This is a genomic window from Nostoc sp. (assembly GCF_036918015.1).
Classification (GTDB): domain Bacteria; phylum Cyanobacteriota; class Cyanobacteriia; order Cyanobacteriales; family Nostocaceae; genus Nostoc.
Window position 1 is genome coordinate 48,547 of record NZ_JBALEO010000082.1, and the last position, 14,672, is coordinate 63,218.

Below are 14,672 nucleotides of genomic sequence, written 5' to 3' on the forward strand. Positions count from 1 at the left end.
CAGCTTTAGCTAAATCTGCAAATATTAATTTAATTTGTTTTGTCGCAGTTGGAGCAACTAAATAAATTAGTTGTCAATCCATCAAGATACAAAATTTTTCTGAGGAATTTTTAAGATTTCATGGTAAAGTGCCAACATCTCTGAAGCAACAGTATCCATTGTACGTACTGGCTGGATACCTTGACGTAATTTAGCTAGTAAATCCGCGTCTTTGGCTAAAGTTGCGATCGCTTCAGCCCATGCTTGGACATCTTTGGCTGGAACCAACCAACCATCAATGCCGTGACGGACTAACTCAGCAATCCCTCCTAAATTTGAACCAAGTACAGGAATGCCCATAGCTTGCGCTTCTAAAGCAACTATGGGCCCAGTTTCTAACCACTGCGATGGTATTGCTAGTATATCGAAACCTGCTAATGCCTCTGGTACTGCTTCGCGTGAAAGTGGTTCAGCAATCCGAATCCGGCGATCGCGAGATGCGATCGCCATAACTTTTTCCCGATTGGCAGCACCGTATTTTCCCGGATGAGTAGCATGAAGAATTAACTCCACAGGTACATCATTCGGTAGACTATGTACGGCTTCTACTAAAACTTGTACCCCTTTAGTTTCTTGCCAGCGGCCCAAAAAGCCAATTTTTAATGTAGAGTTTTGTAGTTTGTTTGGTGTTACTTCACGTTTGAAAGTGTTAGCAACACCTTGGCGAGAGACAGTAAGTTTTTCGGGAGGAACCTTGTTTGCAACAAAAGCATTGTATTGCCAATTACTCGTTACAACAATGCGATCGGCTAGTTTTGCTAGTTGCATCAAATTGCGTCTATGTTGAGACACTAGGGTAGGAATACCAAGAGTTTTACCAAGTAGACGCAGCTTGAAATTTTTAGAGGTAAGTAATTTTGTTTCTGCTGCGATGCCAACATCTAAGGGAACTTGACCTAAAGCCTTGAGCATCCAAGGTGATACTTGTTTTGCTACTCCCAAACATTGACTACAATTAACAGAGTCAATCAGCCCATTGCAAGGTTCTTCACCCCAGCGCATCATCGTACCACGCAGACATATAGGCTCAGGTATGTGGACGGTGACTACAGTAGCCATCCCTAACTGGTGGGCGAGAGCCAGATGATGTAAACCACAGTCAAATCGCCATGAATGTTGATGGTAGACATCGGCTCGATTGCTTTCTAGCCAATTAGCAAAATTTTTAAAGCCGCCGTGGGGTAGCTGCTTGTGTACCTCTATCTTACTGGGGTTGGGAAAAACAGGATAACGATAAACTGAGATGCCATTGTATTCGTAGGTATCTTCTTCTGTACCTTGTTTAGGAGCAGCAACAATACTTTCTAGTCCATGTGCTTGTAAGCCATGCAGTAATGAATCTAAGTATACTTCAGCACCGGCTGATGTATCAGGAAAATACCAGCTAGTTGTATGGATTAGCTTCATTTATGAACCTGCAAAGAAAAAATTGGAAAGCTCATCTTTTTTTACCACGATTGATTGCTCTATTTAATCGTTATTAACATCTATCTTTTATAAATAACCCAAAGTGAATCTATAAGATTCCGTATTATCCGTATTAATAGTTAGTATGTACAAATAAAAAATTTTCGATGACTGATTTGGTGTTTTTGAGTAAAAAAGACAATTTAGGACAAAAAGAACAGGATAAATCTAACTTAGCTTTTACACTTCCTTCCAGAGAAATTTTACTGATATATTCAAATCATAATTTATAGTTACTTGTCATATTTTTAAGTATTATTACGGTTGTGTACTATCATAGTATTTATGGACTTTCTCAACCTTTTCTCACTGAGATATTTAAGATTGCTGATAAATTCCAAAGTACTTATCTTGAAAGGGAGATATTAATGCAAGTAATCAGGCTTGAGGCACTCTCGGATAACTACATATTTTTGCTGGTGGATCGCCAGCAACAAATTGCTGCGGTTGTAGATCCAGCAGAGGCTGAACCAGTACTAAAGCAACTTGCACAGTTAAAAGTTGAGTTGGTAGCGATTTTCAACACACACCACCACAATGACCATGTAGGTGGCAATCAGCAATTAATAGAACACTTCCCGCAACTAACAGTCTACGGTGGCGTCGAAGATCGCGGGCGAATTCCCGGACAGCAGGTGTTTTTGCAACAAGGCGATCGCGTCCAGTTTGCAGATCGGACAGCTGAAGTTATTTTTGTTCCCGGACATACCCGCGCTCACATCGCTTACTACTTTCCCCCCGAAAAAGCTGGTGAGACAGGCGATTTATTTTGCGGCGATACCTTATTTTCTGGCGGTTGCGGTCGCTTGTTTGAAGGAACACCAACCCAAATGGTAGATTCTTTAAGCAAACTGCGTTCGCTACCGGATGATACGCGTATCTGGTGTGCCCACGAATACACTTTAGGAAATCTGCAATTTGCCCTCACTGTGGATGGTGACAATGCCGACTTACAAAAACGTTTCAATGAAGTGAAAACTTATCGTAGTCGAGGAGAAGCCACTATACCCTCGTTGCTGGGAATGGAGAAGCGAACCAATCCCTTTTTACGTTGGGATCAGCCATCATTACAATCAACCGTTAAAGGTAGCGATGGAGTACAAACCTTTGCGCTGATACGGGAAATGAAAAATAACTTTTAGGTATTGGGCACTTGTACTGAGCGTAGCCGAAGTATGGGGCATTGATTATTTCTCCCCTGCTCCCCTGCTCCCCTGCTCTCCTGCTCCCCTGCTCCCATTCCTCCAACTTTCTAGCGCTAATAGTTGCGATCGCACCCTTCCTTTCGCTAGGATCTGTAAGCTTTAAGGTATGGGCAAAGCTACTTGGGAAAATATACTCATTTCAGGAGTTCTAAGTTCTGAAAAAACACTAGTTATTCAGGACTCTTTACTCAGCACTAGCTCAACGCCCTGCTACAGCTAACAGCACTGGCTCAATGCCCCGCTACAGCTAACAGCACTGTTTTAGTGAGCTATGCTGCTCAAACCCACCCAAATTAATCAGATTTTACAGGAAAAACGAAAAACGATGGCGAAACGCGTGCAGTTAGTTTTAAATCAGGATATCAGCAAGCTAGGAAAATCTGGCGACTTAGTGGAAGTAGCTCCTGGCTACGCTCGTAACTATCTGATTCCCCAGAAATTGGCAACCAATGCCACTCCTGGTATTCTCAAGCAAGTAGAACGCCGTCGTGAGCAAGAGCGTCAACGGCAATTAGAACTCAGACAACAAGCTCTTGAGCAAAAAGAATCTTTAGAAAAAGTTGGCAGCTTGACAATTGCCAAGCCAGTTGGTGAAAACGAAGCAATTTTCGGTACTATCACCACCCAAGATGTTGTAGATGCAATTAAGGCAGCCACCGGTCAGGAAATCGATCGGCGTGGAATTACCATCCCCGATATTAACCACCTTGGTACTTATCAAGCCGAAATCAAGCTGCATTCGGAAGTAGCGGCGCAAGTCGATATTCAAGTCGTTGCTAGCTAGGAGACAGTAGTGGGAGCATAGGAAGCAGGGAAAGTAGGGGTAAATACAAACTCCAAACTCCTGTACAGACGCGATTAATCGCGTCTCTAGCAAAATCTCAAAACTAAAATCGTTTATGGCTGAAGAATTGAGTTTTCAAGGCGATGGTAGCAATCGCCTCCCACCACAAAATATTGAGGCGGAAGAAGCGATTTTGGGGGGTATTTTGCTAGATCCAGAAGCGATTAGTCGAGTTAGCGATCGCCTTCTTCCTGAAGCTTTTTACATTAGCGCTCACAAAGATATTTATCAAGCTGCTGTGAGGCTCCACGCTCAAGGTAAACCCACAGATTTACTCTCAGTTACAAGTTGGTTGACTGACCACGAGTTACTGGCTCGAATTGGTGGCAGAAATAAATTAGCAACTCTGGTAGACCGCACAGTGTCAGCGGTGAACATCGACGGGTTAGCCGGGTTGGTGATGGAAAAATACCTGCGGCGACAATTAATTAAAGCTGGCAATGAAATTGTACATCTTGGTTACGAAACAGAAACCGAGTTACCACAAGTTTTAGATCAGGCAGAACAGAAAGTTTTCGGCGTTACTCAAGAACGTCCCCAATCGGGTTTAGTTCACATTTCTGATACTCTAATTAATAATTTCCAGGATATTGAAGATAGAAATCAAGGCATCGCCTTACCTGGAATTCCCTGCGGATTTTACGATTTAGATGCCATGACCAGCGGCTTTCAGCGTTCTGATTTGATTATTGTTGCTGGCAGGCCATCAATGGGGAAATGCCTCAGCCATGATTCAGAAATAGTTTTGGCAGATGGAACAATTACCACAATTGAAGAATTATATAAACAACGTCATGTTTCGACTCCGGTTCCATCTCTACGAGAGGCTACGCCAACGAGCGAAGCCGAGATGCTCAACACAAGTGGCTCATTATTGACGCTAAACAACGACTGGAAATTTACCTTTACTCAACCCTGTGCATTTGTAGATGATGGTATCAAACCAGTTTTTCGAGTAAAAACTCGCTTAGGTAGGTCTATTGAAACTACAATCACTCACCCATATTTGACTATTAAAGGCTGGGAAAAATTAGAAAATCTGACAGTTGGCGATAAGATTGCTGTTCCGCGAAAAATAAATGTATTTGGTACAAAAACCATACGTGAGTGCGAAGTAAAGTTATTAGCATACTTAATTGGCGATGGTGGTTTAACTAACTGCACTCCACGATTTACAAATAGTAATCCGTTATTGCAAGCAGAATTTTCTCAAGCAGTTGCTGATTTTGTTGGTTTAAAAATTCGCTGGCAAGATTCTCAAGGAACATTAGATTTAGAAGAGTTTGTATCTCATGGATTTGCTTGCATGAGCAAATCTCGGAAGAATTCGCTAACACTTTGGTTAGAAGAATTAGGTTTGTGGGGCAAAGATGCTCATTCTAAAACTATCCCAAACATCGTTTTTAAATTAGAGCGATCGCAAATAGCCTTATTCCTTAATCGTCTCTTTGCTACTGATGGATGGGCTGCACTACTTGCTAGCGGTCAATCACAGTTAGGCTATGCAACAGTCAGCGAGAAATTAGCAAGACAAATCCAACATCTTTTATTAAGATTTGGCATTATTGCATCACTCAAAAAGCGGTCTGTCAAGTATAAAAACACCCGCAGACCAGCGTGGCAATTGGATATAACTGATGCCTTATCTATCAAAACTTTTATTGCAGAAATAGGTATCTTTAGTAAAGAAGAAGCAATAGCAAAAGTTACAGCAGCAATATCTCAAAAGAGATATCAAACTAATCGTGACTTGATACCTGTAGAGATTTGGTCACAAATAGCAGCAGCAAAAGGTAATGAAACTTGGAGTAGTTTAGCTAGACGTGCAGGTATTCAAGGGTCAACAAATATGCATGTTGGCAAACGTGCCTTAAAGCGGGAAAGACTTTGGATACTAGCTACAGCTTTGGAGGATTTACCACTTCAACAGTTAGCAACTAGTGATATTTATTGGGATGAAATAGTTGCGATTGAGTTGGTAGGGAACAAACAAGTTTATGACTTAACAATTCCAGAAACACACAATTTTGTTGCTAATGATATTTGTGTACACAATACAGCCTTTTGCTTAAACCTTGCTCATAATATTGCCGCTTCTTATAAATTACCAGTTGCTTTTTTCAGCTTGGAAATGTCCAAAGAGCAACTGACGCAACGTTTATTAGCTAGTGAAGCGCAAATTGAAAGTAGTTATTTGCGAACTGGTCGCTTGAGTCAAACACAGTGGGAACCTTTAAGCCGTGCTATTGGTATCCTCTCCGAGATGCCAATTTATATTGACGATACGCCGAATATTACAGTTACACAAATGCGTAGTCAGTCAAGAAGACTGCAAGCTGAAATTGGAACTGAATTAGGATTAATTGTAATAGATTACTTGCAATTGATGGAAGGAGCAGGTGATAATCGCGTACAAGAATTATCAAAAATTACGCGTCAACTCAAAGGTTTAGCGCGTGAATTATCTGTACCAGTTATTGCTTTATCTCAGTTAAGCCGCGGGGTGGAAGCACGCACTAACAAGCGTCCGATGTTATCTGATTTGAGAGAATCAGGTTCGATTGAACAGGACGCGGATTTAGTAATAATGTTGTACCGCGATGAATATTACTCTCCCGATACTCCCGATCGCGGCATTGCAGAAGTTATTATAGCTAAACACCGCAACGGGCCTACGGGTACAGCGAAACTTTTGTTCAATCCACAGTTTACAAAGTTTCAAAATTTAAAAATTTAGCCAGCCTAAGTAATTATTTGAGCAATGAATGAGCCTGATTTACTCATTAATGATGTATTTTTACCGAATAGCTATTCTCTATACCCTAAAATACTTAATTTATTTGATAGGGCACTGGGCATTGAGAACAGAGAGAATAAAAACTTCTTTTAATAATTCTCCCTTGTCCCCAGTACCCAATCCCTAGTCCCTAATCCCTATTTTACTCCCAGCAATTCCACTTCAAAAATTAAAGTTGCATTGGGTGGAATCACGCCACCAGCACCACGAGCGCCATAGCCTAACTCTGGGGGGATGATTAACTTACGAAGACCGCCTATTTTAATGGTGCTAACTCCTTCATCCCAACCTTTGATTACCTGTCCAGCACCGATTTTAAAGCTGAAGGGTTGACCGCGATCGCGTGAACTATCAAACTGAGTACCATCTTCTAAAGTGCCGACATAGTGAACTTCAACCGTTTGTCCAGGTTTAGGAGTCGCCCCAGTCCCCTCTTTTAACTCCACATACTTTAATCCAGAGGGAGTGGTTACGGCATTAGCATCAGACATAGTATTACTCGCAATTAAGATATTGTTTTCAGTTACAGCTGTGGATACTGGCGGCGTTTGGGTTAACTCGGCAGCAATGGCAGTATTCTGTTTACTGCCTACTTGCCCCACAATCAAAAGCACAACACACACCAGCATGAACGCCACGCTGAGGAAAATTGGTTTCAAAATCAGTTCTCCTTACTTAGGTATCCTGGCAAAAACATTACCAACAGGACACATTTAGTTTAAATCACAAAGGACATTCTAACGCCAAAGCTTATTTTCTAAATCGCGCAATTGCCGCTCTAAACGGTCAATTCTACCCCTCAACTCGTCCACTTCTGACTGGCGAGCCACCCCCAAATCCTGCATCATATTTCGCATTTGCCGTTGCATTTGCACATCGAAGTTTCCCTGTTCCGACTTTAACTGTTGGGCAATATCATCTATTACCGCCTTGGCTTGCTCAGGATTAAGCTTACCGTCTTTGACTAAATCATCGCTGACTTGCCGCAGTTTTTCTGCGACTATAGACGTTGTACCAAGGCCTACCATCATTAGCTGTTGCAACCAGTTGTTATTGTCCATACTCCCTTCCTTTTATCTTATTAACCAGCCGACCCTTGCTCCTGAGTTTAGGCAATCAAGCTTCTTAAAGCGTAGTTATTCTAGCCTACAGCTCTATTTTGGCAAATTGGCAAGCACAAGGATAAGGATCGAAGGTCGTGATTATACAACTCCTCAAGTTTAAGGTTGCCCAAATTTACCTAATTTGCGATGTTATAGGCAATTCCCTATAAATTACAAAGCTCACACTCACCCCTGGCGGTGAATGTGAGTAGTTTATGGGAAGATTTTATCTAGAAGGAGGCACAAATTAGGATAATAGCGATCGCTGAATATCTAAGATCGATCGTTAAAGGAGAAGTTAAATTTGTCTACGCCATTTCTGAAAAGCGATTTCGTAATCCTCTGATTTACTCTGATAAACACTCCACCAATGAAAAAATAATCCTAACCCCCATCCTAATACTGGAAAAATAGCCCAAAAATAACTAGGACTAGTGATTAAATTTAAGAGAATGAGGAATAAATTCACTGCTAGGAAAGAAACAAAGTGTGTCCAAAAGGCTCTGCGTCGGAAAGTATTAAATCTGTGTCGTAAACGTTCTTCTTCTTGTTGAGCCAACCACTTTTGTTCAGTTGCTTCCAAAATGTTAGAAGAAATACCTAACTCAGATGCCATTTCTAAAAGCTGTTCTCGTGAAAATTCACCTTTGTCTTTACGACTGAGTGCTTTTTGCAGGATTTGTTCTACATCTTCGGAATCGTAAGTCATTTTAATTACCTTATAAGTTTGTGTGTAAATGCGCCTTTGATTTCACGAAATTATCAATCCGCTTCGTTCAATTCAATTAGCAAATGCATCCACATTTTGCACCCAATACTTAGTGATATTCACAACACTATTATTTTCTCACAATTGATTTAGGGCTACTGTATTTGTCAATACCTCTATAATTGCTTTGATAAGAGCGATCGCTGTTACGGCATTAAGCCAAACATTGTCATTATGGAGCAAAGGATTCTGGTAGAACAATTCCAGGTAAAAACCCAACTACATTTTGCTGCCTCAATCGAGTCAACATCGCTGAAATCAATATTTTGAATTTCCAAAAATATTAAATTTAATGGAAGATTTAAGATATGAGCAGGGGTGTACGCTACCTAGTAGTCTGTCAAGTTTGATTTGATCGGTTCGTAGTTTGTGCTTTAGCGCTAACTAGAAAACAATCCACACCCCTCAATTATTTCTTGACAGACTAGTAGATGGGAATGCGTCAATAGAGGACTTAATCAATGGGATATGTAATTGCTACTGCCAACATGAAAGGTGGTGTAGGTAAAACCACCCTCACGGTCAACTTAGCTACCTGTTTAGCTAAAAATCATGGCAAGCGGGTGCTGGTTCTTGATTTAGACAGCCAAATTAGCGCCACACTCAGTTTGATGTCGCCTTTAGATTTTGCCAAGCGTCGTAAACAAAGTAAGACATTTAGGTATCTGATAGACGAAGTTATCAATCCAGATCCACAAGCAAAATTCACAATTAAGGATATTGTTCAATCCCAGGTTTGTAATCTTCCTGGACTAGATTTATTACCAGGAGATATCGATTTATATGATGAATTTGTTGTTTCAGAAATGCTGCATCAGCAAGCAACTGCTTTAGGAGAACAGGACTTTGAAACGATTTGGAATCGCTTTGAAAGGGTCTTAATTAATAACATCTTAAAACCAGTACGTCAAGAATATGATTTTATCCTTCTCGATTGCGCCCCGGGCTATAATCTATTGACGCGTAGTGCTTTAGCCGCCAGCGATTTCTACATACTTCCTGCTAAACCCGAACCATTATCTGTAGTGGGTATTCAACTGCTAGAAAGACGGATTGCCCAATTAAAAGACAGTCACGGACATGAAACCAAGATAGATATAAAAATGCTGGGAATTGTATTTAGTATGTCCAGCGCTAACCTGCTCACTGGTAGATACTATAAACAAGTAATGCACCGCGTTGTCGAAGATTTTGGTGTCGATAAAATTTGTAAAGTACAAATACCGGTTGATGTCAATGTTGCTAAAGCTGTTGATAGTTTTATGCCAGCTGTTTTAATTGCTCCCCAATCAGCAGGTTCAAAAGCTTTCTTGCAATTAACTCAGGAGTTGTTGCAAAAGCTATAGCTCTAGTTAATCATTGATGAACAACATGATTTCTGATTTATGAAATTAGAGATATGAATGTAAAGACGTAGCACTGCTACGTCTTTACAATGGTTTCAGGCAATAAATAATTAATTTCTGGAGATGTCTATTAAATTAGATTGTAAATCTGAACCTTTCGATTTTCACAAAGGTCTGAAGAAAGAGAATTTCTATTTACTCCGCGATAAACAAGCTACGTGGAACAAATCTCAAATCCTAAAGTTAAAATTCTTTCTGGAAGAAAAATACTTTAGGTATGGAGTAAATCTAAAATCTAAAATCTAAAATTCCCAATTCAGTAACAAATGAGTTATCCTTTTCTAAAGTTCAGCAGTTATACGGAAGCTATAATCGGTGAGATTCAGCTATTGAGTGAAAAGGTCAGTAAATCTCACTAAGAAACAATGGTTAGTAACGATTCTGCACGGGCGGAGAACAATCAGCACTTGCTAATGCGCCTACCACGGACTTTGAGTTATCTCGAAACCTGGGGCTTCGGATTAACTGGTCATGTTGGATGGATTGGTACTGCTCCAATCATTCATGCAGCGTTAGGGCCGAAAGCTATCTTAGTTTGGTTTTTTGGCACGATTATTTCCTTTTTGCTTAACTTGCAGGTACAAAGTCTAGGTAGGCATTGGTCAGATGTTGCCGGAGGAACACCAAACTATACCACAAGGCTATTAAAGAACTTCCCTGGCTTAGGCCGTTACGTGGCATTAGGATACTTTTTTAGCTGGGCAGCAGCACCAGCACTGTATGCAATTATTCTCACCAACCTAATTAAAGTCAATTTTGAAACATTAGGTATTTCTTGTCCAGAAACTTTCTTAAAAGTCTTATTTACAGCGATTCCATTTATTTTAGCGTTCAGTGGCACCCGTGCTTTGGCGCTTCTACATTTATTTTTTGTATTCCCAGCGATTTTATTACTGTTATTGTTTTGTGTTCAAGGTGTATTATGGTTAGCCTTTTCATCTCCTAGTTTTCAATTTTCCCCAACTAGCACACATAGCCTAAGCTTTGAAGAATGGACAAAGTGGTTTTTTCTAGCTAGCTATTCAATTTACGCTTGTGAAACCACTTCTTCTTTTGTTGCTGATAGTCGCCATCCATATAAAACTTTAAAGTTTTTAACCGTAGCTGCTTGGTTAATTCCTCCGGTGTTTCTAGGTGGTTCTTGGGTATTAATGTGTTCGGCTCCCAATCCGACAATAGGTGACGATGCGTTCTTAAATCTAGTAGCAGCTTCTAAGCCTTTTTGGGGTGAATTTGCCCCCTTTCTAGTAACACTTCTGATTACTATATCTTGCCTTCTAAGTTCTGCTACAGCAGTTTCTAACTCTCCTCGGATATTATACCAGCTTGCCTTAGACAGACAGCTTTCTCCTATATTTGCATTAGTTTCCCGTCAAGGTGTCCTTGGACCTGCTATTTTAGTTACCTTTCTACTCAGTTTGCTTTGTCTAAATCTGGGAAATGTACCTCAACTTGTGACAGTAGCAGGCACCTGTTATCTCATGTCTATTATGGGTCTACATCTGGGATTATGGATGTGTCGTGGCAAAGCATACGTGTTATGGCCTTGGTGGTCACTTGGTTTTTTCTTGGTAGAAGCGGTAGTTCTAATAGTGGGAGGTTTAGCTTGGAATTGGAGAGATTTTTTAGTGGGATTGTTATTACCCATTATTGTGATGAGCGGAGATTTAGTGCTACGTCGCTTAAGATTTGCGCCATTACACCCAAACTGGTGGACACAGCGTTACGATGCTAGGTCTACTAGAAACAATCCAGACTTTGTGGTACTACAAGTGATTGTTTTAGTATCATTGATTTGTATTACTGCCACAATCAGTTGGGTTATTCGCGATTTTTTAGATAGACTTTCTAATCATCCTCAAAATTCTTTCCTAGCGATTTTATTAGTGACGCTTTCTTTTACAGGAGTTGCGATCGCTTGCTGGACAACTTTACCACAAATCATTGCTATTGATGAAGCACGCAAACAAGCTAGAAACCTATTTATCACTACTCTAGATACTGTTCCAGATACTGTTTTAGTATTAGATGAAGACGGGAAAATTTCTCAGACAAATGCCGCTGCTGAAGAATTATTTCAAACAAGTATTCAGGAGTTGCTTGGGCAAAACTTGAATCAACTTCTAATATGCTATCGCGGCAAACCGGAGCAATGGTCTACTAGAAGTGAGCAAAGCTTGAAAATTAACCAAGGTTTGCGAATTGTTGAATCGACGATTTCCCAGCCATTTAATTCTCTGCTACGAGAATATATTGTTATTGTTCGTGATATCACTAAACGAAAGCTAGCAGAAGAAGAATTAGTCCAGTATCGTTATCAGCTTGAGCAGTTGGTGCTAGAACGCACTATTGAACTGATTAGAGTTAATCAACAACTTCAACAAGACATTGTTAAACGTCAAGAAGCACAAGAACAATTACTGCACAATAGTCTTCATGATGGGCTAACTGGATTACCTAATCAACGATTATTTATGGAGCGGGTGCAGCAGGCAATAGAACAGGGTAAACAGCAAAATAATTATTTATTTGCTGTACTATTCTTAGACCTAGACCGCTTTAAAGTTGTTAATGACAGCCTTGGACATCTACTAGGAAATCAACTTTTGATTTCAATTTCTCATCGGCTAAAGTCAGTTCTGCGAGGCGGAGACATAGTTGCTCGTTTTGGCGGAGATGAGTTCACAATCTTAATTGACGAAATTGAGGATATCAACACCGCAATACAGGTAGCCGAACGAATTAAAAAGGTGCTAGCTTTACCATTTCAATTAAATGAGCATCGGGTGTTTACTAATGTTAGTATTGGCATTGCTTTAAGTAGAGCAGATTATGAACAAGCAGCGCAGATTTTACGCGATGCTGATGTGGCAATGTATTGTGCCAAATCACTTGGTAAGGCACGTTATGAGGTTTTTGATCCAAAGATGCACAAGGGTGCAGCTTTGCTCTTAGAGTTAGAAACTGCTCTGCGAAATGCACTGCTCAAGCAAGAAGAATTTCGCCTTGATTACCAGCCAATTGTTTCACTAACAACTGGCAAAATTATTGGATTTGAGGCATTAATACGTTGGTATCATCCAGAACGAGGACTTATTTCCCCTCAAGATTTTATTCCTTTGGCTGAGGAAACTGGAATGATTATTAGTATTGGTCAATGGGTGCTTTATGAAGCCTGTCACCAAATGCACAAATGGCATAAACAATTTCCTACCTCACAACCTCTGACGATTAGCGTAAATTTTTCTGGTAAACAAATTACGCAACCTGATGTGTTTAAACAGGTTAAACATATTTTGCAGCAAACTGGACTGGAGCCATGCTGTTTGAAATTGGAGATTACTGAAAGCTTGTTGATGGATAATTTTGAATTAGCTACCACTGTGCTTTCCCAGTTAACAGCACTGAATGTTGAAATGCACATGGATGATTTTGGAACTGGCTATTCATCCTTAAGTTATCTACATCGCCTACCAATCAAAACCATTAAGATTGACCGCTCTTTTGTCACCAGTATAGGTAGTCGAGGAGAAAACTTAGAAATTATTCGAGCGATTGTGACATTAGCCCATAATTTAAATATGTCTGTAACAGCAGAAGGCATAGAAACTGTAGACCAATTAGCACAATTGAAGGCTTTACAATGTGATTATGGGCAAGGGTATTTTTTCTTACCACCTATGGAACAGGCAGAAGTAGAAATACTACTTGCTGCTAATTTGTGCGGAAAAAACTTTTTAAAAAGATAAAATCTTGGGAGCAAATTTTGTTTAGAGAAAGACTTTATCAAACTGGGCAATAAATTTCACTTGACAATCTATTCTTAGTGTAGCGCTGATTGTAGTTGGAAATTGTCTACGTTATCGAGTAGCCCTTCTTCTAACAAAAGTTCGTTAACAAAAGTATCAATTTTGTGCCGATCGATATTTTGCATGACTACAATGTGTACCCAATTTTCATAAATCGCTAACTGCCACTTTTTAATTAACCTTTGAGAAGGTTTTTGAAACACTACGGTATTAGAAAATTTATTGAGCATACATGGATATTCTCTGATTTTAAGTTGTTGGAAAAGATATTGGGCATTAGCTATACAAGTCTTTGCTTCTTTGGCTAATCCATCATAACCTCTTGTTTTCATTGCATACCAGAGAATCAGAGGGGTATGACCGTTTCTAGATCCGAGAATTGTTGTGTCTGACGATCCAATATATTCAATTTCTGTTTCAACTTTTTCTACCCATTTTTTCTTGGTTAAAACTACACCGCAAGGCAAGGGTGAACCAATGAATTTAGCAGAAATAGCTATACTATCTATGGGTTTTTGAAAGTTAACTTCTGGAGCGCCATCTAGAAAGGGTAATATTAATCCTGAAAGGGCGGCATCACAATGAATGTAGTAATCTTTAATCTGATTGCGTTCTAAGATTTCGAGAACTTTGTCTAAGTTATCAATTGCGCCTTTGACAGTAGTCCCAATATTCAAATTTACGATCGCAGGATAATTGCGATTTTCGCTAATGAGTTGTTCAAAATGTTCATAATTCATCTCTCCATTAATTTGTGAGTTAACAACATTATGTTGAATGCGGAATAACTTTGTTGCTTTTGGTATGGAATAATGAGAGTCTTGTGATGAGTAAAGAATGCCATCGGGATAGATTTCTCTTGCTAAGAATATTCCATATAAATTACCTTCAGTTCCGCCAGCAGTAACATAACCCCAAAACTCATTTTCTGGAATTTTATAGAGTTCGGCAAAAAAAGATAATACTTCTTGCTCAAACTTACGAGAATGGAGACCAAAATCTGGTTCAATATATGGATCTCCAGCATTATTTAACAGAAGATTGAAAAATTTAGCGATCGCACTGTAATCACAACTTAAATTATATGGATAGCCTGCATGAAGCTGCGATCGCTGTTCTATTTGCAGCAGAAAATCAGCCAATTCCTTAGCGACTTTATTTGACATATCTTTGTATCTCTTAAATTTTGATTGAGTTAATGGATGTTTTAAACTACATTGTACGTATTAATCC

10 protein-coding genes are annotated in these 14,672 nt (G+C 39.8%); 5 read left to right on the top strand and 5 right to left on the bottom strand.

Translation table 11 applies throughout. The annotated features are described in order from the left end of the window. Positions 1–81: 81 nt before the first annotated feature. Positions 82–1,446 carry a glycosyltransferase gene (locus V7K61_RS23745; RefSeq protein WP_335057059.1) on the bottom strand — a complete coding sequence of 455 codons (1,365 nt, stop codon included), beginning with the start codon at positions 1,444–1,446 and terminating at the stop codon, positions 82–84. Between the two features lie 428 nt (positions 1,447–1,874). On the opposite strand from V7K61_RS23745, the gene gloB reads away from it, so the two are divergent. The 3 genes from gloB to dnaB all read left to right on the top strand — a co-directional run bounded on the left by gloB (position 1,875) and on the right by dnaB (position 6,292). Beyond that, entirely contained in the window at positions 1,875–2,648 is a 774-nt protein-coding gene (gloB, locus tag V7K61_RS23750) for a hydroxyacylglutathione hydrolase (protein WP_335057061.1), read from the top strand. A 388-nt stretch (positions 2,649–3,036) separates the two neighbouring features. After that, positions 3,037–3,495 carry a 50S ribosomal protein L9 gene (gene rplI / locus V7K61_RS23755; protein ID WP_094352304.1) on the top strand — a complete coding sequence of 153 codons (459 nt, stop codon included), beginning with the start codon at positions 3,037–3,039 and terminating at the stop codon, positions 3,493–3,495. 115 nt (positions 3,496–3,610) lie between these two features. Next, positions 3,611–6,292, top strand: coding sequence for a replicative DNA helicase (gene dnaB / locus V7K61_RS23760; protein WP_335057063.1), 2,682 nt, complete (start codon positions 3,611–3,613; stop codon positions 6,290–6,292). 197 nt (positions 6,293–6,489) lie between these two features. Here dnaB and V7K61_RS23765 read toward each other — a convergent pair whose 3' ends face one another. The 3 genes from V7K61_RS23765 to V7K61_RS23775 form a co-directional block, all read right to left on the bottom strand. After that, the gene (locus V7K61_RS23765; protein WP_335057065.1) at positions 6,490–7,011 is read right to left on the bottom strand and encodes an FKBP-type peptidyl-prolyl cis-trans isomerase; all 522 of its coding nucleotides are present in this window, start codon (positions 7,009–7,011) and stop codon (positions 6,490–6,492) included. A gap of 78 nt (positions 7,012–7,089) precedes the next feature. Further along, the gene (locus V7K61_RS23770) at positions 7,090–7,413 is read right to left on the bottom strand and encodes a phasin family protein (RefSeq protein WP_094352173.1); all 324 of its coding nucleotides are present in this window, start codon (positions 7,411–7,413) and stop codon (positions 7,090–7,092) included. Between the two features lie 340 nt (positions 7,414–7,753). Further along, complete coding sequence (locus tag V7K61_RS23775; RefSeq protein WP_334896039.1) at positions 7,754–8,164, bottom strand: 2TM domain-containing protein; 411 nt, start codon at positions 8,162–8,164, stop codon at positions 7,754–7,756. Between the two features lie 521 nt (positions 8,165–8,685). Here V7K61_RS23775 and V7K61_RS23780 point away from each other — a divergent pair. Together V7K61_RS23780 and V7K61_RS23785 are read left to right on the top strand one after the other, a co-directional pair. Continuing rightward, complete coding sequence (locus V7K61_RS23780; protein ID WP_335057067.1) at positions 8,686–9,570, top strand: ParA family protein; 885 nt, start codon at positions 8,686–8,688, stop codon at positions 9,568–9,570. 425 nt (positions 9,571–9,995) lie between these two features. Next, positions 9,996–13,379, top strand: coding sequence for an amino acid permease (locus tag V7K61_RS23785; RefSeq protein ID WP_335057068.1), 3,384 nt, complete (start codon positions 9,996–9,998; stop codon positions 13,377–13,379). Between the two features lie 74 nt (positions 13,380–13,453). Here the strand turns inward: V7K61_RS23785 and V7K61_RS23790 are convergent, their stop codons facing one another. Continuing rightward, positions 13,454–14,605 (bottom strand): histidine decarboxylase, encoded by a 1,152-nt coding sequence (locus V7K61_RS23790; RefSeq protein WP_335057070.1) that lies wholly within the window; start codon positions 14,603–14,605, stop codon positions 13,454–13,456. Between the last annotated feature and the right edge of the window lie 67 nt (positions 14,606–14,672).